The following is a 21,691-nucleotide window of genomic DNA, read 5'->3' on the forward strand; positions in this document are numbered from 1 at the left end:
ATTAGTAACCACCTGCATCAAAGTCTGGCGAGAACTGCCCATTAGGCAAACGGCGAACCTGCGTAGTTACCGTACCATCTTGGTGCAATTCAATCTCTCGCCAGCCAGGAGATAAAGTATCAACCGCAAAGTCGTTCGAGTTTGGTTTGAATTGAACACAAGTCGATGGGGTTGCCATGACTTGTACACCATGATGATTGCGATTCATATCTTGATGAACATGACCACAAAGTACCGCTTTCACATTGGTGTGCTGTTGAACCACATCCCAAAACTGCTCAGCATCTTTCAGGTTATGTTGATCAAGCCACGCACTACCGACCAGTAAAGGGTGGTGGTGCAGCAAAACCAAGGTGTTACGCTCAGGGAATTCAGTCAGCTTTTGTTCTAGTAGGTCAATCTGTTGATCACTAAGGCGCCCGTGAGGTACACCCACCACTTGCGAGTCCAGCATAACCATGTGCCAGTTATCGCCTAGCAAGACATGCTCAACACATTGTATTTGTGGTGATGGTAAAACACTGCCCATATTAGGCTTGAAATCATGATTACCTGGCAGCCAATAACATGGCCTTTCCAAAGGTTGAATGCCTGATTCAAATTTTTGGTATGACTCAGCACTGTGATCTTGAGAGATATCACCCGTCGCCAAGATCGCTTCATAGTCGAAGCCTTGGTTAACTATGCCATCGACTACAGCACGAAAGCTATCTTGTGTATTGATGCTTAATAAGCTGCCGTTGCTCGGCGCAAATAAATGCGTGTCCGTTAGCTGCACGAGCTTAATAGTGCTCTCATCAAATTTTGAAGTGTGTGATAATTCCAAAATAACAAATCCAGATACGTTACTGTTTAAACTTTAAAAGTGTTCTTACAATGGGCTCAATTAAAAAGGCATTGGCGAACGGCTGATACCCGTTTTTAAACAAAACGTTAACCATTCTCCAAGAAATTTGTTCAACTGAAATTTCTCATCCTTTTGCATAAGCTTAGCGTTGGGGTAGTCATATTTCGCTTTAACACGCGAAAAATCCCCGCTGGCGCACACTTCTGCAACTCGAGCGTCGTGATATAGCCTGACAGACATTTTTGGCAAAGGAAACACTGGTGTCTCGTCACTCTGACATATATCTATTAATGTGGTGTATTTTGTGACCTCATTCACTGTCAATTGATACACCATATTAACGGCTTGGTAACAGCGAACATCACCAACCTCATGCCCAACAGGTAACAGAGCGTTAAGTTTGGCATAGTTAGTCTCGTAAACTCGCATCAATTCAGCAAGATCAACATGATACGGCTTTTTGACCGCGATATTTGGCATGACGTTAACCGTTCCACTTTGACTGTAATTCTTGGTAGTTCAATTGTAGCCACTGCAGCGCAATGATCGTGGCTCCATTTTCAAACACACCTTCTTTTACTAACTGATAAGCCGCATCGCGAGTCATCACTTGCACACGAATATCCTCACCTTCGTAATCCAATCCGTGTACCCCTTTGGCTGTCGTGGCATCAATACAGCCGACAAAGACATCGAGCTTTTCTGAACAACCGCCAGACGAAGGGTAATACGAAGTGATAGGCAATACAGATCCGACTTCAACTCCCGCCTCTTCCATTGCTTCACGACGGGCAACATCTTGTGGTGATTCATCCGTATCAATAATCCCTGCAACAATTTCGTATTGCCATGGGTTTTCATGCTCTAAAGCCCCAACACGGATCTGTTCAACGATCACCACTTCATCACGAATAGGATCATAAGGTAACAAAGCGGCAGCATGACCACGCTCAAACATTTCGCGCTCTATTGGTTGGCTCCAGCCCCCCTCAAACAGCTTATGTTTAAATGTGTATTTAACCATTTTGAAAAAACCACGAAACAGCGTCTCTTTTGAGACTATTTCCACATCTTGAGGAGTAAACTCATGTCGTTGATTGTCATACTGTTGCATTTGGTACCTCACTAAGTGATCTTTATAGTTTACTCATTGTCCGAGTTAACTACCAAGGATAAGGTTCAACTTTTTATATAAAATTTATAATTAAAGTTAAGTTTTAAAAAATAAATATTGCACAAGTGGATAGTTAAATGTAAAAAAGTGCAAAGTTTCGAGTAAATTACCACCAAACTGGGTTAAACTCTTTTGAAGAAAATTCCATTAAAGGCAGGAATAGGAAAATGAAAAAACTGCTTCCACTATTTATCAGTGCAGCAATCGGCAGCCTGAGTTCATCAGCTTTTGCTGATACGCTAGCTGAAGTTTACGACCAAGCAAAACAGAACGATCCACAACTTCTTCGTTCCGCAGCGCAGCGCGATGCCGCTTTTGAAGCAGTAACGTCAAGCCGTAGTGATTTGCTACCACAAATTGATTTAAGAGCTAACTACGATATCAACCGTGGTGATTTAAGCGATAAAAACAATGACAATAACCAATGGGGAGCTGGGATTTACTTTTCTCAAGAGCTCTACCAACGCTCTTCATGGATCACGCTAGATACGGCAGAGAAAACTGCTCGCCAATCTGATTCAGCGTACGCGGCAGAGCAACAAGCTTTGATCCTACGTGTAGCAACGGCATACTTTGAAGTACTTCGAGCTCAAGATAACCTAGAATTTGTTCGTGCAGAGAAAGCCGCTGTTGCTCGTCAACTAGAACAAACAAAGCAGCGCTTTGAAGTAGGTCTTTCAGCAATCACCGATGTACATGATGCGCAAGCTCAGTACGATGGCGTTTTAGCTGATGAAGTTTTAGCAGAGAACACTCTGATTAATAACTACGAAGGTCTACGTGAGATTACAGGTCAGGAACACTCTAACCTAAGCATCCTAGACACTGATCGTTTCTCAGCAAGCAAATCTTCTGAATCTGCAGCAGCACTTGTTGAACAAGCAGAGCAAAAGAACCTGAGCCTTTTAGCATCTCGTATTTCTCAAGATGTAGCGAAAGATAACATCACACTAGCAAGTTCTGGTCACCTACCAAGCTTGACGTTAGATGGTAGTTACTCTCTTGCGGATCAATCAAATAGCTCAAATAATTACGACCAAGATAACCTAAACCTAGGTTTGAACTTAGTTGTACCTCTATATACGGGTGGTAATACAACTTCTTTGACTAAACAGGCTGAATACAACTATGTTGCAGCAAGTGAAGATCTAGAAGCCACTTATCGTAGCGTTGTAAAAGACGTTCGTGCATTCAATAACAACATCACAGCTTCGATCGGCGCTCTACGCGCTTACGAACAGTCTGTTGTCTCTGCTCAGTCTGCTCTAGAAGCAACAGAAGCAGGTTTTGATGTCGGTACTCGTACTATCGTTGACGTACTAGATTCGACTCGTCGTCTATACGATGCGAACAAAAATCTTTCAGATGCTCGTTACAACTACATCCTAAGTGTTCTTCAGCTTCGTCAAGCGGTTGGTACATTAAGCGAACAAGACATTGTTGATGTAAACGCGGGTCTAAAAGTAGCAAGTAAGTAATTCTTAATTACTCAGTTACCATTACAAAAATGCCGCTCAATGAGCGGCATTTTTATTATCGATTAAAGCGAGATTTACTGCCTAACTAAAAGCTCAACGCCAAAAACTAAGAACTAACCTCGACCACCTTTAATCGCTTTAATGATTTCAGTCGTAGAGCAACCATCTTCAAAGTTAAGTACTTTCACTTCACCACCAGCCGCAATCACTTCTTCACCACCAGCAATCTCTTCAGGTTTGTAATCACCACCTTTCACTAGAATGCTTGGTAGAACCTCAGAGATCAAACGTTGAGGTGTATCTTCAGAAAACGGAACCACCCAATCAACAGCGCCTAAGCCAGCCAATACCGCCATACGACGATCAGTTGGGTTCACAGGGCGACCCGGACCTTTCAAGCGTTTGACTGATTCATCGGTATTCACTGCAACGATCAAACGATCACCCAGCTCAGCCGCGTGGTTCATGTAAGAAACATGGCCGGCATGCAGAATATCAAAGCAGCCATTGGTCATAACCACTGTCTCGCCTTTCGCACGAGCACGCTTCACCGCTTCAACCAGTGCCGCTTCAGAGATCACGCCGTAGTCAGTGTCTTGGCTACCATGAATCGCTTCCGCTAATTCAATCGTAGATAACGTCGATGTACCAAGTTTGCCAACTACCACACCTGCAGCAGCGTTCGCTAATGCACACGCTTCATCCAGTGGCTTACCAGCAGCAACAGAAGCCGCGAGTACCGAGATCACCGTATCACCCGCACCTGTCACGTCATACACTTCTTTCGCTTGAGTCGGCAAGTGGAATGGCGCCTGATCTTTACGAAGTAGCGTCATACCATGCTCGCTACGAGTCACTAACAAAGCTTCAAAGTCGTATTTCTCGATCAATGCGATGCCTTTCTCGATAAGATCTTCTTCTGATTTGACCTTACCTGCAACCAGCTCGAACTCAGCCATATTTGGCGTAAGCAAAGTTGCACCACGGTATCGCTCTAAATCAGCACCTTTCGGATCGATAAATACCGGAACCTTTGCTGCGCGTGCTTTTTGAATAAAACTTTGCACATGCTCCAAGGCACCTTTTGCGTAATCAGATAGGATCACCGAACGTACATTGGGAAGCGCTTGTTCCATGCGAGACAGAACTAACTCAGGATCCGTGTTCTCGAATTTGTCTTCAAAATCAAGACGGATCAGCTGTTGACCGCGGCTCATTACTCGCAGTTTAGTGATAGTTGGGTAATCGTCCAACTCAACAAAGTCGCACTTAACATTGAGCGCTCCTAAGGTGTTTTTTAACACCTCAGCGGGTTCATCTTTACCAGTTAAACCAACGACATGAGCATGACCACCAAGAGAAGCAATATTCATTGCTACGTTGGCAGCACCACCAGGGCGCTCCTCGTTATTTTCTACTTTCACAACGGGTACAGGTGCTTCTGGTGAAATACGGCCAGTTGGACCATACCAGTAACGATCAAGCATTACATCACCGACAATAAGAACACCTGATTGGCTGTAGTCAGGTAGAATTGGTTTCATTATTGATCTCCAAAAATCAAATCTGGCTAGAGTCTAGCACACTGATTACAGAGGCTAAACCATAGAAAAATTAGCAAACGCTTACCGAAATAAGGGCTGTGTCATACAAGCCATAACTAGGGTTAAGCTTCCATCCACTGCTTCCATGCTTGAACAACATGTTCCCTTTCCATCTCAAACTTCTCAATCGCCACATCCGCATCAAGGTTGAGTAGATTACGGTGATGGATTTCATCTCTTAACGTCGTATAGACGTTGGTTAATGCGATGCCTTGCTGCTCGTCCATAATCCCCTGTGACAACAGGCTTTCAAAGATTCGTACATTGTCACACCAACGGGTGAGCTTAGGTTTTTCGTTGCTGTATCTCAGCACTAAGTATTGCGCCAAAAACTCAATATCAGTAATACCGCCCGCATCTTGTTTCAACATGAATCGATCGGCTTTTTTACCGCCTAAATGACCGCGCATTTTTTCACGCATATCCACAACAGACTTTTTGAGCGTTGCCTCATCACGAGCCAAGCACAGAACCTCATGGCGAGTTTTGTTGAATGCCGAAGCCAATAAGTCATCGCCGTAAATCATGCGAGCGCGAGTTAGAGCTTGGTGCTCCCAAGTCCACGCATCATTGTGCTGATACTCGTCAAATGCATCGGTTGGACTAACCAATAGACCAGAGGCACCTGAAGGGCGTAGACGAGTATCGACCTCATACAAAATACCGGAAGCGGTTCTCGTTGAGAAAATATGAATAATTCGCTGTGCCAACCTTAAATAGAACTGGCGTCCATCAATCTCTTTCTTACCGTCAGTATAGATGTGTACCGGGCAATCGTGCATGAACACGATATCGAGATCGGAGTTATAGCCAAGCTCCCAGCCGCCAACTTTGCCATAACCAACAACCGCAAAGCCGCGGCCTTCACGATCTTTGACATGAGTCGGCTCACCAAACTTGGCCGATACTTGTAACCAAGCTTGGTTAATACCCGCCTCAACAATCGCTTCGGCTAAATAGGTCAGGTGATCACTCACCTTCATGACTGGCAGAGCACCTGCAATATCCGCGGCTGCAATCCTCAAGATACAAGTCTGCTTAAACTGACGCAGACCTTCCATCTGTTGCTCCATATCATCTTCAGGAATTCGAGCTAGGTAATCTCTCAGCTCAGTCTTGTAAGACTCTAAAGGTACTGGATTATAGAGTTGTTGAGGGTCAATAAGTTCATCTAATAGAATTGGATAACGGCCAAGCTGCTCCGAAATCATCGGGCTCGCAGTACATAAACGAACTAACTGAGTTAACGCGGCTGGGTGTTCATCCAATAGCTCAAGGTAAGTGGTACGCGTGACTATTTTATGGAGAAGGTGCAACACTCGAGACAAACCAAACTCTGCATCCTTGGCGGTGTACAACGCCTGGAACACTTTAGGCATCAAGCGATTTAAAACCTCTCGCCCACGTGGTCCAAGGGTTTTCTTCGCTAAATCCGCTTTAAACTGGATAATGGTTTTCGCCGCTTCCAGCGGGTTAGCAATCGCGATGTCATGCTCAAGAACCTGCTCAATCACGTCTTGCTTATGGGCCATATCCCACAGTTCACTAAAGTGACTCGCGATTGGATTGGCGTCGTCTTCATCGACACCAATCAGATCTTCGAACACAGTATGTACATTCGCCATATGAACACGAGTTGCCGTAATCAAACTATCCCAATCAGAAAATTGCATTGCAACAGCGAGCTGCAGTTGCTCAAGCTCACCATCAGGTAAGGTTTGAGTTTGCTTGTCAGACATCGCTTGCAATAAGTTTTCAAGGCGACGTAAAAACAGGTAGGCCTCACGTAAATGACCGACTTCTTTGGTCTCTAATAAATTGAGAGACTCAATAGCACTTAACGTCTCTAGTAACCCTCGACCACGCAAGCTAGGCTCACGCCCGCCACGAATCAATTGGAAAACTTGCGCAATAAATTCAACTTCACGAATACCACCAGAACCAAGCTTGATGTTATTAGAGAGGCCACGACGGCGAACTTCACTGCTGATCATCGACTTCATTCGACGCAGAGATTGAATGGCACTGAAATCGATATAACGACGAAACACAAACGGGCGCAGCATCTGACGAAGCTCTTGATATTCAGGGTACATTTCACTACCCATCACTCGCGCCTTAACCATCGCGTAGCGTTCCCAATCTCGGCCTTGTTCTTGATAGTAATCTTCTAGCGCAGCGTAACTCATGACCAGTGGGCCACTCTCACCGAATGGACGCAGACGCATATCTACTCGATAACAGAATCCATCAAAGGTTTGCTGATCAAGCGCCTTGATAATCCGTTGCCCTAAACGCGTGAAAAATTGGGCGTTGGCGATACTTCGTCGCGCACCTTGTGTTTCACCATTCTCAGGGTAGGTAAAAATCAGATCGATATCAGACGAGAAATTAAGCTCACCGCCACCCAACTTGCCCATACCGATGATCAACATCGGCTGCGCTTCACCCTGATCATTACAAGGCGTGCCCCACTCTTTACAGCAAATATCATACTGCCACTGATAGGTCTCGAAGATCATCGCCTCTGCCAACATCGATAGATGGCTTAAGCTCTGCTCTAGCTCCCACTCGCCCAAAAAATCACGCCAAGCAATGTAGGTCATTTCTCGATTACGGAATTGACGCAGCACACGCTGGCCACTCATTTCATCGGCACAACCTGAAAGTAACTCGGCTAATCGCTGACGATACCCTTCAGCACGCTCTTCACATGCCAGCATATCAGGTAGAGAGTTAGATAAAACCGTATCACGCTGTAAGCAATCAGCGACAAAACAACTTAAACCGAGTACACGTTTAAGATCTTCAATCATTGGCTCTGGCCAAGCATTGATGGCTTCACTTTGATGCTCTAATAATTGCTCAAAAGTAGACTGGGAATGCGTGGTGAGTTGAGAAGGCAATGGCATGTTTCTTCCTTGTGTAAGCTGCGCGCCGAACAATTGGTTCTGTTCTTTAGTAAATAGTTTTAACAGGCAAGTTTAACAACGAGCTTTGAGAACCTGTTTTAATATCTAAGGATAAGTTATACCAAAGTTACGCCAATAAAAAACGCCCACATTAGCAATGTGGGCGTTTTATCGGTTAACTTATCGAATCGGGTCTTTCCTAGCTATCGAATACTAGAAGTACCTCTGAGGAGTAAAGGCCAAGACCCCATGATTAAACCTTAAATTGTTTAATCTTACCGTCCAGTTCTTGTGCGTTGGTTTCCATGAGCTGAGAAGTCTCTAACAGTTCACCAACGACCACTACAGACGCTTCAACAAGCTCACGAACATTCGTTAGGTTAACACTCATCTCTTCAGCAACACTGCTCTGTTGGCCTGCAGCGGTCGCGATTTGGAAGTTCATATCATTGATTTGGTTGACTTGGCTTACGATGCCATCCAACTCTGAACCAGCATTGGTTACCAGATCAACGCCTTCAGCCGCTTCTACAACACTCTTCTCCATCAACTCTACCGCAGAGTTAGCGCTACTTTGTAGGTGACTGATCATGTCTTGAATCTCGACTGTCGCTTGTTGAGTTCGCTGCGCAAGGTTACGAACCTCATCGGCAACAACCGCAAAACCACGTCCCGCTTCACCTGCACGCGCGGCTTCAATCGCTGCGTTCAGTGCTAACAGATTCGTTTGCTCTGAAATGCCTTGGATAGTACCCACAACGCTGCCAATCGAATCAACACGTTCTTCTACTTGGTTTACCGCTGCTGCAGATGCTGCGATATCTGAAGATAGCTCACTCATTTTAGAAACTGAGCCTTGAACGAACTTCTGACCGGTCAATGCTTGGCCTGATGCCTGTTCAGTCAATGAAGACGCACTTTGTGCATGCTCAGCGACAGTTTGTACGGTCGAAGTCATTTCACTCATAGCTGTCGCTAGCTGATCGATCTCGTCGAACTCTTCTTGAGCCGAATCTTTGGTCTCTGACATACTAATGGTCATCACTTCTGTCAGAGCAAATAACTCGTCTGAAGAGGCCACTTGAGTTTTGATCATGTCGTTCAGTTGGACCCGAGTTTTTTCAAGTTCGCGTGCCACATCGCCGTATTCATCTTTACAGTCCATTTCAATCGGCACTGATAGATTCTTATCGGCCATGGTTTTAATGGCGTCATTAAGGTACTGAGTTTGGCGAAGCATAACGCGCGCCGCCGCTAATAGAAGGACCACAAACACAATGATCATCAAGGCTGTTTGCCAAGCCACTTGAACTAGGTAAGTCTCATAATGCTGCTGTGCAACTTGCGCATTATTGGTTACAGCAAGCAATGAATCGTAAAACGTACTTGCGTCCCATAACTGCTTCGAAATGATCAAGATAGTGCTGAATATCATCAGCATGACCATTTTTGGAACGAGACGAACGTCAGAGATTATCCTTTCCCACGGCTTGAATGACAGTTTAGTCATTGTCAGTTCTCCATTAATTCTTATATATTGATGGCTTCTATATCCGCGAGGTGGCTATGTCAGTCAAAGTTCGCGATTTATTTTGAGCCTCGTATGAATGTCAAATAGTATCAAAGACACAACCAAGCCGATGAGCTTATTATCACTGATTCTCTCTTTCTTAGCGTTATTTGTGATCTCAGGCTTATTGTTTGCACCGATTGATAAAGAATCAAAACAAGTTCTTATCGGCCTCGATTTTATAATCTGTAGTGTTTTTCTTTTTCAGCTCACGATTGATCTATTGAGATCACAAAATAAGAAAGAATATCTAAAAGTACACTGGATCGATTTCTTAGCAAGTATCCCAATGATCGAACCACTTCGTTTCGCTCGCATTTTTCAGATCCTGCGTGTCATTCTTGTGCTCCGCTCGGGTAAACGTGTTTTTAGAGAGCTGTTTCGTAATCGCAAAGAAACCACACTCGCCTCAATTATTCTGCTGCTGGTTATTCTCCTAACCATAGGAGCAGGAACAATCCTGCTGTTAGAACACAAAGATCCCAATGCCAACATTACCACTGGCCAAGATGCTTTGTGGTGGGCTTTCGTTACCATCAGTACTGTGGGGTATGGCGACCATTATCCAGTAACGAGTTCAGGAAAATTAGTGGCGTCTCTGGTGATTGTTTGCGGTGTGGGTGTTTTTGGTATGATTTCAGGCTTGATTACTTCTCTGATCACCTCCCCAACTCACCATGAGAATCAACGAGCAGAAAACAAAGAGAAGCATCTTGAAAAGATCATAGAGCAACAACAAAAAATACTAGAGCGACTAGAAAAGCTCGAGCAACAAACAAAAAAATAGGGCCGAAGCCCTATTTTCAAATTCATACTTATACTGATATCGGTATTGAGTTTAGTCTTGCCAGTATGGCTCAACCTCAACGCTGATTTGTCGTGTCTGCTCCATCGCATGCAGAATAGACACTTCTTGGCGAGCCAACCAACGCTCTAGCTGAACTTTCTCATCGCCTTCCAACTTCTCAGTCAAAGGCTCCAATGTTTTGAGTGCCAGCAAGTCATCAATGCCTTGCACCATATCGGCCCATGGCAAACGGAAGCTGTTTCGTTCATCGTCATCATACAAGCTCGCGAAACCTACGCCAGAATACAGATTACGCATCAAACGGTATTGCTGATCAATATACGCTTGGCTGGTCATCACTCGCTCTGGCGGGAAAGCTTCCATCAAATCGGCCCATGTGCGATCGAGTTGCTGCACGGAAAACCATTCGATACCACGAGCCATTTGCTCACGTGCTTTTTCATCTAAGAAAGGTTGCCAGCCACGAGACAAGATCCAACGGCTCAGATCTAATAATAAACCGGTGTATCGAGCAGAACTCAGCAAGGTCAGCAGGTCTTCACGATCTGGCAGTTGCTCTTGCATCTCTTTAAGCTCAGCGACCAAGAACTTACGTGCATCTAGCTTACGCAGCACGTGGCCTTTATCTTCGAGCAAATCTTCGAAGTGGTCATAACTTTTTAGCCAATCAAGTTCTTGCTCAAGCCACTTAAGTTCTTGGCGTAAAATAGCACTCGCGCGTCTTGGAACAATGTCACCATAGATAGTGAAGGTTTGACGAATAAAACTTAGCGAATGGCTTATCTCATGTAACGCTTCAATCGATTGACGCTCGGTGAAGATCTGCTCGTGAGAGTGCCAATGAGCGAGAGCATGCTCTAAAGATTGAATGAAACATGATTCAACAGTATCACTTTTGTCAGTATCAACTAAGGTCAAAGGAGTGACTTCATCTCCTTGATAACCTTGAGCAAGGCGGTAACCTTTAGCAGCTTTGCTGAGATTCCCTAAACGCATGCCACCTTGTTCGCAGAATTGACGAGACAATGTAAATAGAGCATCCGTTTGACCCGATTTAAGTTCCAATTCGACTTCGCAAATCGGTTCTTGCAGATCGCCTGACTCAACGAAGCCTTGGTCGAACGCAACCTCAACCTGGCTGCCATCTGGCATACCAATCAACCACTGCTCACGAGTGAAGTTGGTAGAGAACAGAGGAGTCAGCTCAGCTTGCAACGTTTCGATGTCTTTATCCGCTGGCCAGATATCCTCTGGATGTAGGGCTAGCTTAGGTTCATTGCTATCGTGTTCTGCATTGTATTCAGGCCTTTGATGTAAGCCAGCAACCACACGACCAGCCGTCTTTACGGTTTGTACAAATACGTCATCAAAACGTCGAATACGCAAGCCAATATCGTGCTTACGTAGCCAGTTGTCAGGGGTGTCAAAGTAGATGTTACCTAGCTCGCGACAACTGTGCTGAAGTACTTTAGTTTCAGCAATTTTATTGCGTAAAGTCTCTGAAAAATCAGGAGAAACAAAAAACTTCAGTTCTATCTCGGTTTCCATAGTTATACCTTTCTGTGAAGATAGGGACAGGATATTGCCAATTTGAAAACTCAGCAAGTCAGAAATATCGCCCTTATGATGATCTAAAACAGTTTTAATGAGACATTGATTAGGTTAACATGCGCGACTTTGTAGCCATCGCTTAACATTTCACCATGAATATGGTGTATGTTGTTTTAAGGTTATTATTTATTAGGTTGGATGACCATGCCAGTAAATACAATTATGGGGTTATTTGCAAAGTCCCCAATTAAACCTTTGCAGCGTCACGTAGTATGCGTGAACGAATGTTGTTCTCACCTAGTTAATTTTTTTGAAGTTTCTTCAAAGGGTGACTGGGAGAAAGCATCAGAAATTCGAGCTCAAATTTCTCACCTTGAGAAAGAAGCTGACGTACTAAAACGTGAAATTCGCCTTAAACTTCCTCGTGGTTTGTTTATGCCAGTTGATCGCACCGATATGTTGGAGCTATTAACTCAACAAGACAAACTCGCAAACCTAGCGAAAGACATTGCTGGCCGTGTATATGGTCGTCAACTTGTCATTCCTGCTCCAATGCAAGAAAACTTCATCGCTTACGTTAAACGTTGTCTAGATGCAGCGAACCAAGCACAAAACGTAATCAATGAATTAGACGAATTACTTGAAACTGGCTTTAAGGGCCGTGAAGTAACACTCGTTGCTGAAATGATTCATCAGTTAGATGTAATTGAAGATGACACGGACGCGATGCAGATCGAATTACGCCAACAATTAATGGCGATTGAAGACGATATGAATCCAGTTGACATCATGTTCTTATACAAAATTCTTGAATGGGTTGGTGGTATTGCAGATCAAGCACAGCGTGTAGGCGCTCGTCTTGAAGTAATGCTTTCTCGATCTTAAATCATACGCTAACTATATAACGAAGAGCATTTTTTAACCAAACCACTTATGCGCTGAGTATTCCTCTCGCTGAGCGGTTTTTTGCGTCTAAATTTGTTCCGCTTGTTATCAAACAACTAGGTATTACGATGGATATCCTTGCTAACTACGGCACTGTCCTGATTATTGTTGCAGCAGCTTTCGGTTTCTTGATGGCTATTGGTATTGGTGCAAATGACGTTGCGAATGCAATGGGCACTTCAGTAGGCTCTAAAGCTCTAACCGTTAAACAAGCGATCATTATCGCAATGATCTTTGAATTCGCAGGTGCTTATCTTGCGGGCGGCGAAGTAACAGACACGATCCGTAAAGGTGTTATCGAAACGTCTCTATTCGCTCATCAACCTGATGTACTTGTGTACGGCATGATGTCGGCGCTACTGGCTGCTGGTACATGGTTGCTTCTAGCATCATACATGGGCTGGCCAGTATCAACGACTCACTCGATCATCGGTGCAATCATCGGTTTTGCTTGTGTGTCTGTAGGTACAGAAGCTGTAGATTGGAACAGCGTTCAAGGTATTGTGGGTAGTTGGATTGTCACACCGTTGATTTCCGGCATCTTCGCCTATCTTATTTTTGTCAGTGCCCAACGACTGATATTCGATACAGAAAATCCGTTGTTTAACGCTAAGCGTTTTGTGCCTGTGTACATGTTCATTACGACAATGGTCATTGCACTTGTAACAATTAAGAAAGGTCTTAAGCACGTTGGCCTTCACCTAAGCGGCACTGAAGCCTGGTTATGGGCAGCTGGTGTTTCTGCTCTAGTCATGGTTGGCGGTTACTTATACATTCAAAAGAAATTTGCTAATCGCGAAGAAGACCATGGCTTTGCTGGCGTTGAAGGTATCTTCAGCGTACTAATGGTTATCACAGCTTGTGCGATGGCATTCGCACACGGTTCAAATGACGTTGCGAATGCGATTGGTCCACTGTCTGCTGTTGTTTCAACGGTTGAGCACATGGGTGAAATCTCAGGTAAGAGCACTATCGCATGGTGGATTCTTCCACTAGGTGGTATTGGTATCGTTGTTGGTCTTGCTACCATGGGTCATAAAGTAATGGCAACCGTGGGTACTGGTATTACAGAACTAACACCTAGCCGTGGCTTTGCCGCTCAACTAGCAACGGCATGTACGGTTGTACTGGCTTCTGGTACTGGCCTTCCGATTTCAACCACGCAAACATTGGTTGGTGCGGTTTTAGGTGTCGGTTTTGCTCGTGGTATCGCAGCACTCAACCTAGGCGTTGTGCGTAACATCGTTGCTTCGTGGATTGTAACGCTACCTGCAGGTGCTCTACTTGCTGTTGTGTTCTTCTACGCAATTCAGGCTATGTTTACTATGTAATAGCCCTGGCGTTAGTAAATATTAGCGTCAGAAAACGGTGAGCTTCGGTAATGATATGTAAATACCATGTCATTATTGACTCAAACGCACAGAAAGGGAGGCTTTGCCTCCCTTCTTTGTTGCACCGCATAAAGAAACTAAATATTATTTGCTCATTGAGGCTGACTCATACGCCTACCCAATTTGAATCGTTAAGGGATTTACTGTGAAAAAACTGATTAGCTTAGTTTTGCTCGCAATGCTTGCGGCTCCAGCTGCCTTTGCACAAGACCGTTATATTGCTGACAAACTATTTACTTATATGCATTCTGGCCCAAACAACACATTCCGTATCATCGGTAGTGTTGATGCTGGTGAAAAGATTACTTACCTACAAACTAACAAGAGCACGGGTTACACCCAGGTTCAAGACAGCCGCGGCCGTAAAGGCTGGGTAGAAAGTAAGTTTGTAAGCACTCAAGAAAGCATGGCTCTGCGTATGCCTAAGCTAGAGAAAGAGCTAACTGAAGTTAAAGGCAAGCTAGCGAATGCACGTCAAAGTGCTGACAGCGAAAAAGCTGGCCTAGCGAGCTCTCTAGACTCTCGTAACAAGCAAATTTCTGAACTTGAGCAAAACTACAGCGAGATTAGCCAACAACTTACGAGCTCTCAAACAGAGAACCGTGAGCTACGCGCTAAGCTAGACACTCAAAAAGATGATCTACTACTGAAATACTTTATGTATGGTGGTGGTGTTGCTGGTATTGGTCTACTTCTTGGTCTTGTCCTGCCACACATTATACCTCGTCGCAGAAAGTCACCAAACGGCTGGTCGTAAGCTGGTCACTCTACCTGTTTGGCTTATCTTGCGCTAAACAGAGTAAATTCAGTATCGAATATCAAAAAGGAGCACCTCGGTGCTCCTTTTTATTTGTCTGTTCTCTAAGTCTCTGGGGCTATCTAGCTTTTAGCCTTTCCACTCGTACAGAGCGGGGATTTCTATTTTCTGTTGATTGAACTCGATAATCACTGATTGTGGCTTAATTTCCAGTAATTGAATGTCTTGTCCAATCCAATCTCCTTGCGCCACTTCTTGGCCATTCACTTTTACCCAACGCTTGGTTTCACTACTCGAATACATGTGAGTTTGCAGGTCTAGCTTAGGTAATACCCCAGATAAACTATTGCTGTGAGACTCTAACTCTATGACCTGAGACCCTACCTGCCCTGCTGGACGTGAGTCCATTGGCTCAGGTGCGCTTTGTTGCTCACCCATCATTGATTCAAGCTTTAAGGCCAAATCAGGTGGTAACTCACTGAGATCTAGCCCTTGCAGTAAATCACTGTCCGATTGCAGAGCCGTATTCTCATTGCTTACACCTGGCTGAACCTCTTGCTGAGCTAGTGATAACTCTGACTCTTCTGATGTTCGCGCACGACTCTCTGAACTAGCCACAGGCACAATAGCTCCACCAGCGACATTCGTACTTTCAGAGCCAATCTGCGCATACACCTCTTGGCGTGGCAATGCTTTCAAAGGTTGGCTTACTGGTGCTGGGCGAACAGCGAATAATATTTCATCTTCTGCATCCACTGACACAACATCCACATTGTTTATATCTGCATCAGCGATTTGAGGCTCTAGGTCTGATTGAGATTTTGATTCAGGCAGAGCGACATAGGCAGCATGGCTAGCCGAGTTTTGTTGTTGGTTATACGATTGATAAACCAGAACACCACCCACCAACAAAGAAGGCACCAAGATAAGGAGTAACCCCATGCCTAACGATGAGCCTCGTTTATTGCTAATCCCTGTAACAGAACTTGGCACATGATGATTTTGGTAGCCTTTGAAGCTGGGGCTATTAAAAGATGATTGTTTAAGAGACGCTTGGTTAAGAGGCGGCTGCTTAGCAGACGACTGATTAAGCTCATGCATAATGCGTGACATTAACTTGCGCCTCCATCGAGTGACATCAACTTAGGCGAGTCGAGTTGAGCCAATCTTTGTAATCTTGCCAGCGTGCGTTTTCCTGCAATGCCATCGACTGACATGCCTTGCCACATTTGAAACGCTTCAATTTTCATTTTTAACTCATAGTCAAATACATCACTGCCCGATACGTCTTCACCCAAAACTTCAGACAATAGCAGATCAAGTAGTGCAATCGCCTCACCTTGATAACCCTCTTTGAGCGTCTCTCTGAGTGGCTGTTTCCAAATCGCGACATAATCACCTTGCCAGATTTTCTTTAAGGTACGCTTAGGCATCACCAAAAGCTTTTCGTTAACGAGGAGCTCGACAGACTCCTCAGACGCACCATAAAGCACAGCAAACACTGGCTCTTGAACGATATTCAGATTAAGGACCACGGGTACGCCAAGATCTAACAATGTATCCAAATTTGACTGTTGTTGCTCGCACACAAAGACACTTTGCGGCTCACTTAAGCACAAGCCATCACGCAGTGAAGACTGATATCCCCAGAGCGTATACAAGTCCTTAATAGCGAGAGAACGATTGGTTCCCTGCATCAAGTGCTGTTGAATATCTTGTGGTAAAGCAAACTTGGAAGGTTTTGGCTCAGCAACCAACTGAGGTTCATTCGCCACCAAAGAGCGCTGAGTCTGTGCAGACACTTCTGTTTTCCTTTCACTTGAAGTCTCAGCCGACTGCCATGAATTGATATAGCTTGGAGCAAAATTAAAGGTCGCCATTGCGAGGCCGACACTTAATGTAGCAATCCCAGCGTATTGGAATAACTTGGGTACGACGAGAGAAGCTCGAGGCTTTTCGACATGATACACATCGGCCTGAAACGACATAACTTGCTGACACGCTCGGTTAACCGTTTCATTATTCGGTAATGGCTCACCATCATGAAAAGCCAATTGCAGGGCTTTGTCACACACCAAGTTAATGAGCCTTGGAATACCATGAGTATATTGGGCGATCAACTTGATTGAACGATTCGAAAACAGCATCTGCTCGCCACCCGCCGTTTCTAAACGAAACGCGATGTACTTGCCTGTCTCTTCAGTATTAAGAGGCAGTAAGTGATAGCGACCTGTAATACGCTGTGCTAGCTGACGTAATTGAGTGGTTTGTAAGTGCTGTTGTAATTCCGGCTGGCCGACCAACAGTACTTTTAACAGCTTGCGACTGTCGGTTTCTAAATTGGTCAGAAGGCGCAGCTGCTCCAGCACATCAGCTGCGAGATGTTGGGCTTCATCAATCACCAGTAAGGTTTGAATGCCTTCAGCATGACTATCGAGCAGGAAGTGATGAATGGCCTGACTCAGCTGTTTCAACGATGCTTGTTCAGGGTACTCGACCTCAAACTCATCGCAGATAGCTTCCAGTAAATCCGTATTGGAAAACGTAGGGTTAAGTATAAGGCCAGCTTGAGTCTGATTATCGAGTGATGACAACATCGCTTTGGCGACCGTTGTTTTTCCTGTACCGACTTCACCAGTAAGCATCGCAAAGCCCCCTCCTTCGCCTAAACCGGCTTGTAGGTTCTGCATCGCTTCTTGGTGACGCTGACTCAAAAACAAGTAGCGAGAATTTGGTACAATCGAAAATGGCATCTCAACGAAGCCAAAATATTCCTTATACATGTGCTGCCCTATAATTACGATTAATGGAAAGTACCATTGCTTGCAGTAAAGTCCAGCAGTGATAAAACATTTCGAGGTGATAAGTTGCAAATATTCGATAGCCTACCAAAAGAGAATGGGGTACAACGCTATCTTGTCGGTGGAGCGGTACGCGATAAACTGCTCAATATTGATAGCTATGATAGAGATTGGGTCGTGGTAGGAAGTACCCCTCAAGAAATGGAAAGCCTTGGATTTACTGCTGTCGGGAAAGATTTCCCTGTATTCTTACACCCAAAAACCAAAGAAGAGCACGCACTGGCTCGTACCGAGAGAAAATCAGGTTCTGGCTATACGGGTTTCGAATGTTACTTTGCACCAGATGTGAGTTTGGAAGAAGATCTCATGCGTCGAGATTTGACCATCAACGCCATTGCTCAAGACGATAAAGGCCAGCTTTACGATCCTTACCATGGCCAGAAAGATCTCTCTGATCGTGTTCTAAGACACGTCTCGGATGCTTTTGTTGAAGATCCTCTGCGTGTACTGCGTGTGGCTCGCTTCGCCGCCAAACTCCATCATCTCAACTTTACGGTTGCACCAGAAACCATGGTGATGATGAGCGAGATCGTCCAATCCGGTGAACTGGCACATCTTACGGCAGAGCGAGTTTGGCAAGAGTGGCATAAATCCCTTAGCACTCCGCATCCTGAAGTGTTCCTTTCTGTACTGAAAGAGTGTGGTGCATTGGCTGTTGTGTTGCCTGAAATTGACGCGCTGTTTGGTGTGCCTCAACCTGAAAAATGGCACCCTGAGATCGACACGGGCATCCACACTCTGATGGTTGCTCAACAAGCTGCTCGATTAAGCTCATCATTACCCGTGCGTTTTGCCGCTCAAGTACATGATTTAGGTAAAGGCGTCACGCCAGAAAGTGAGTGGCCAAGCCACAAAATGCATTGCCATACAGGCTTAAAAATCATTAAGAAGCTGTGTGAAAGAGTCAGAGTGCCCAATGAATTCAGAGATCTCGCACTGTTAGTTTGCGAGCAACACTCTAATATCCATCGCGCAGGCGAGCTCAAGCCAACCACCTTTCTCAAGGTTCTGAACAAGTTTGATGTTTGGCGTAAACCAGACAGGCTCAACGACATACTGCTTTGCTGCCAAGCCGATCATGCTGGTCGTAAAGGGTTAGAAGATCAGCCTTACCCTCAGAAAGCGCGTTTTGAAGTCGCTTACCAAGCAGCGCTTCAAGTCGAAGTCAAAGTGATCATTGCCGATGGTTTTCAAGGTAAAGATATTCGAGAAGAACAAGAGAAACGTAGATCCATCGCAATTGAAAATGCCCTATCAGAAATCGCTGATAATTAATCGCCATAGCGCTGCTTACCATGCATTAAAAAACCCGCGACTAAGCGGGTTTTTCGTTTCAATCTGTAGAGCGGAACATTTGTCTACGTAAGTCGAATTCTACTGCATCATCAAGAAAGCAAATAGACCAAAACCTAGAATCAGGCGGTAGATAACAAACGGTGTCATACCCATACGTGAGATAAGCTTCAAGAAGAAGTGAATACAGATATAAGCACTGATGAAAGAAACCACGATACCCGTTAGCAAGGTGCCAACATGGATAGGGTCACCACTGGTCACTAACTTCAGACCTAAGTAACCACCCGCCAGAGTGATGATTGGGATAGACATTAGGAAAGAGAATCGAGCCGCGGCTTCACGTGTGAAACCAAGGTAAAGCGCCGCAGTAATCGTCGCGCCCGAACGAGACGTACCTGGAATAATCGCCATGGCTTGAGCAAGACCAATAAACAGCGCCTTTTTCCAACCCGCTTGGTATTCGTCATCACGCAGGCTTGAGTTCTTATCCACCCACCATAGCAATAAACCAAAAATAATCGTTGTCGTCGCAATCACCCACGCACTACGCAAATAAAGCTCAACAATATCTTTCATCAACAACCCAAAGATACACGCGGGAATCGTCGCGAGAATGATCATCCACGCGAGCTTCGCTTCTTTACTACGATCACCTTTAAACACGGAACCAAAGAATGCGCTCAACAAAGAGACCACTTCTTTGCGGAAATAGATAACTACTGCGGCCAAAGTACCAACGTGGACAGCCACATCAAAAGCCAAGCCTTGATCTTCCCAACCTAATACAGCAGAAGGAAGGATTAAGTGTGCAGAACTGGAAATAGGTAAAAACTCAGTAAAGCCTTGCACCAACGCCAACATAAACGCTTCAAAATAACTCATTACTTACCTTAAAAATTATAGTTTTATATCTACGACAGAGAGCGAATCTAATTGCTGCATCTTCTGCCATATTTCACTGACGGTTCTTCCATCTTGCGGGATCACTCTCGCAGGACACAGATCATAAAGTGGTTGTGTTACAAAAGGATATTTATAGATATCACTGCGTGGTAATTCTGGTTCGCTTTCAGAAACCACGTCTCCAAACAGCACAATATCAAGATCGAGCTTTCGATCTTGAAGTTTATGAGCATCTTGAGATCGACCCCATTTAAACTCAATTTTACGAAGTTGCTGTGAAAATTCAGTCAATGAGAGTGGTGTGTCGAGCTCTATCACAAAGTTATAAAACGAATGGCTTTCAAACCCTACAGGCTCACAATGATAGATCTTAGAGCATTTAAGGTTAGTCCCTAACGATTGAAGCTCTGTCCATGCCACCCTTGCATGCTTGTCGCGGTCTATGTTCGTGCCAACACCAACATAGGCTATTGTCATGCTTGACCTCGTTCGATGATCACACCGACGGCTTTTGCTTGTGGCACTGCGCCAGGCTTCGCTAAACGGATTTTAATCCAAGGCACTGAAAACTGAGTCATGATTAATTCAGCGACTTCTTCTGCTACACGCTCAACCAATAGGAATCGGCCATTCGCAATGTGGTCAAGTACGGCAGTGCTGACTGTTGAGTAATCCAAAGCATCGACAACATCATCACTCTTACCAGCAGGGTGGTTGTCATGAGCCATTTCAATATCAAGCACAAGTTTTTGTTTAATCTCTTGTTCCCAATCGTAAACACCGATCGTTGTAATTACTTCTAGCTGTTCAATGAAAACTTTATCCAGTGCCATGACTTGTCCTTTTAGAGGTCGGATACCCATATGGGGGAAAAAAACGTATTATTCGTGTAATTCCAGATATGATATCAATTACTCTTGGATTGAGCATTATTTTCCCATCGTTAGACTTATAACCGTTTAAGGAAAAACATGACCCCTTTGGCTCTTATCATGATCATTGCAGCCTATTTGCTAGGTTCAATTTCGAGTGCGGTCTTGATATGCCGAGTCTTAAGACTTCCTGATCCAAGAACGGTAGGCTCCAACAATCCAGGGGCCACCAATGTACTGCGTGTTGGCGGCAAAGGCGCCGCTGCAGCCGTGCTACTTTGTGACATGCTTAAAGGCACCATTCCAGTCTGGCTTGGCTACTACCTCAACATCGACTCGATCATTTTAGGCGTCGTGGCGATTGCTGCATGCCTTGGTCATATGTACCCAATATTCTTCCACTTTAAAGGTGGTAAAGGCGTCGCAACAGCACTCGGAGCCATCGCCCCAATTGGGTTCGATCTAACGGGCATGATCATGGCGACTTGGTTAGTCGTGGCTTTTTTGTTTCGTTATTCTTCTTTAGCGGCACTGGTTACTGTGTTGCTCGCACCTTTCTACGCTTGGTTAGTCAAACCTCAATACACACTGCCTGTGGCCATGTTGTGTTGTTTGATCGTCCTACGTCATCATCAGAATATTCGTCGCCTACTCGATGGCAGTGAACCCAAACTCGGGCAAAAAAAATCGGCTTAAACTGTCATGTCTAAGCCGAATCATTT

19 protein-coding genes are annotated in these 21,691 nt (G+C 44.8%); 7 read left to right on the forward strand and 12 right to left on the reverse strand.

All coding sequences use genetic code 11. The features are described 5' to 3' along the window. Window position 1 precedes the first annotated feature (1 nt). Genes cpdA through nudF form a run of 3 tightly spaced genes read right to left on the reverse strand, consistent with a single transcriptional unit; the run spans window position 2 to window position 1,961 of the window. Window positions 2–826: a 3',5'-cyclic-AMP phosphodiesterase gene (cpdA, locus tag AC3CHU_RS13975; protein ID WP_488524758.1), complete on the reverse strand. Its 825-nt coding sequence runs from the start codon at window positions 824–826 to the stop codon at window positions 2–4. Window positions 827–886: 60 nt separating this feature from the next. Then, window positions 887–1,327: a DUF1249 family protein gene (locus tag AC3CHU_RS13980; protein WP_017072795.1), complete on the reverse strand. Its 441-nt coding sequence runs from the start codon at window positions 1,325–1,327 to the stop codon at window positions 887–889. Window positions 1,328–1,331: 4 nt separating this feature from the next. Continuing rightward, window positions 1,332–1,961: an ADP-ribose diphosphatase gene (gene nudF, locus AC3CHU_RS13985; RefSeq protein WP_488524759.1), complete on the reverse strand. Its 630-nt coding sequence runs from the start codon at window positions 1,959–1,961 to the stop codon at window positions 1,332–1,334. Between the two features lie 227 nt (window positions 1,962–2,188). Here nudF and tolC point away from each other — a divergent pair, with 227 nt between their 5' ends. Next, complete coding sequence (gene tolC, locus AC3CHU_RS13990; RefSeq protein ID WP_065207219.1) at window positions 2,189–3,499, forward strand: outer membrane channel protein TolC; 1,311 nt, start codon at window positions 2,189–2,191, stop codon at window positions 3,497–3,499. Between the two features lie 113 nt (window positions 3,500–3,612). On the opposite strand, the gene hldE is transcribed toward tolC, so the two are convergent. The 3 genes from hldE to AC3CHU_RS14005 all read right to left on the reverse strand — a co-directional run bounded on the left by hldE (window position 3,613) and on the right by AC3CHU_RS14005 (window position 9,525). Beyond that, window positions 3,613–5,043: a bifunctional D-glycero-beta-D-manno-heptose-7-phosphate kinase/D-glycero-beta-D-manno-heptose 1-phosphate adenylyltransferase HldE gene (gene hldE, locus AC3CHU_RS13995; protein ID WP_054547829.1), complete on the reverse strand. Its 1,431-nt coding sequence runs from the start codon at window positions 5,041–5,043 to the stop codon at window positions 3,613–3,615. Between the two features lie 122 nt (window positions 5,044–5,165). Further along, window positions 5,166–8,015: a bifunctional [glutamate--ammonia ligase]-adenylyl-L-tyrosine phosphorylase/[glutamate--ammonia-ligase] adenylyltransferase gene (gene glnE / locus AC3CHU_RS14000; protein ID WP_065207218.1), complete on the reverse strand. Its 2,850-nt coding sequence runs from the start codon at window positions 8,013–8,015 to the stop codon at window positions 5,166–5,168. Window positions 8,016–8,268: 253 nt separating this feature from the next. Further along, a complete protein-coding gene (locus AC3CHU_RS14005) occupies window positions 8,269–9,525 on the reverse strand; it encodes a methyl-accepting chemotaxis protein (RefSeq protein ID WP_065207217.1) in 1,257 nt (418 codons plus the stop codon). 97 nt (window positions 9,526–9,622) lie between these two features. Here AC3CHU_RS14005 and AC3CHU_RS14010 point away from each other — a divergent pair, with 97 nt between their 5' ends. After that, window positions 9,623–10,372: a potassium channel family protein gene (locus AC3CHU_RS14010; RefSeq protein WP_065207216.1), complete on the forward strand. Its 750-nt coding sequence runs from the start codon at window positions 9,623–9,625 to the stop codon at window positions 10,370–10,372. Window positions 10,373–10,423: 51 nt separating this feature from the next. Here the strand turns inward: AC3CHU_RS14010 and AC3CHU_RS14015 are convergent, their stop codons facing one another. After that, complete coding sequence (locus AC3CHU_RS14015) at window positions 10,424–11,941, reverse strand: CYTH and CHAD domain-containing protein (RefSeq protein ID WP_054547833.1); 1,518 nt, start codon at window positions 11,939–11,941, stop codon at window positions 10,424–10,426. A 207-nt stretch (window positions 11,942–12,148) separates the two neighbouring features. On the opposite strand from AC3CHU_RS14015, the gene AC3CHU_RS14020 reads away from it, so the two are divergent. The 3 genes from AC3CHU_RS14020 to AC3CHU_RS14030 all read left to right on the forward strand — a co-directional run bounded on the left by AC3CHU_RS14020 (window position 12,149) and on the right by AC3CHU_RS14030 (window position 15,037). Next, complete coding sequence (locus tag AC3CHU_RS14020; RefSeq protein WP_004735960.1) at window positions 12,149–12,829, forward strand: TIGR00153 family protein; 681 nt, start codon at window positions 12,149–12,151, stop codon at window positions 12,827–12,829. A 128-nt stretch (window positions 12,830–12,957) separates the two neighbouring features. Continuing rightward, entirely contained in the window at window positions 12,958–14,220 is a 1,263-nt protein-coding gene (locus AC3CHU_RS14025) for an inorganic phosphate transporter (protein ID WP_017077661.1), read from the forward strand. A 205-nt stretch (window positions 14,221–14,425) separates the two neighbouring features. Further along, entirely contained in the window at window positions 14,426–15,037 is a 612-nt protein-coding gene (locus tag AC3CHU_RS14030) for a TIGR04211 family SH3 domain-containing protein (protein ID WP_054547835.1), read from the forward strand. Window positions 15,038–15,166: 129 nt separating this feature from the next. On the opposite strand, the gene AC3CHU_RS14035 is transcribed toward AC3CHU_RS14030, so the two are convergent. Next, on the reverse strand, window positions 15,167–16,150 hold the full coding sequence (locus AC3CHU_RS14035) for a general secretion pathway protein GspB (RefSeq protein WP_488524760.1): 984 nt from the start codon (window positions 16,148–16,150) through the stop codon (window positions 15,167–15,169). Beyond that, window positions 16,150–17,820 (reverse strand): ExeA family protein, encoded by a 1,671-nt coding sequence (locus AC3CHU_RS14040; protein WP_488524761.1) that lies wholly within the window; start codon window positions 17,818–17,820, stop codon window positions 16,150–16,152. The genes AC3CHU_RS14035 and AC3CHU_RS14040 overlap by 1 nt, the downstream gene beginning before the upstream one ends. Before the next feature lie 36 nt (window positions 17,821–17,856). Between AC3CHU_RS14040 and AC3CHU_RS14045 the strand changes: the two genes are divergently transcribed. Beyond that, window positions 17,857–19,173 carry a multifunctional CCA addition/repair protein gene (locus AC3CHU_RS14045; protein ID WP_237291160.1) on the forward strand — a complete coding sequence of 439 codons (1,317 nt, stop codon included), beginning with the start codon at window positions 17,857–17,859 and terminating at the stop codon, window positions 19,171–19,173. A 99-nt stretch (window positions 19,174–19,272) separates the two neighbouring features. Here the strand turns inward: AC3CHU_RS14045 and AC3CHU_RS14050 are convergent, their stop codons facing one another. Genes AC3CHU_RS14050 through folB form a run of 3 tightly spaced genes read right to left on the reverse strand, consistent with a single transcriptional unit; the run spans window position 19,273 to window position 20,930 of the window. Further along, a complete protein-coding gene (locus AC3CHU_RS14050; protein ID WP_004735967.1) occupies window positions 19,273–20,076 on the reverse strand; it encodes an undecaprenyl-diphosphate phosphatase in 804 nt (267 codons plus the stop codon). Between the two features lie 15 nt (window positions 20,077–20,091). Continuing rightward, entirely contained in the window at window positions 20,092–20,574 is a 483-nt protein-coding gene (folK, locus tag AC3CHU_RS14055; protein ID WP_488524762.1) for a 2-amino-4-hydroxy-6-hydroxymethyldihydropteridine diphosphokinase, read from the reverse strand. Beyond that, window positions 20,571–20,930 (reverse strand): dihydroneopterin aldolase, encoded by a 360-nt coding sequence (folB, locus tag AC3CHU_RS14060; protein WP_488524763.1) that lies wholly within the window; start codon window positions 20,928–20,930, stop codon window positions 20,571–20,573. The genes folK and folB overlap by 4 nt, the downstream gene beginning before the upstream one ends. A gap of 138 nt (window positions 20,931–21,068) precedes the next feature. Here folB and plsY point away from each other — a divergent pair, with 138 nt between their 5' ends. Continuing rightward, entirely contained in the window at window positions 21,069–21,665 is a 597-nt protein-coding gene (gene plsY, locus AC3CHU_RS14065; RefSeq protein WP_004735970.1) for a glycerol-3-phosphate 1-O-acyltransferase PlsY, read from the forward strand. The last annotated feature ends 26 nt before the right edge of the window (window positions 21,666–21,691 follow it).

This window comes from Vibrio sp. QJM3NY_39, from assembly GCF_057785895.1.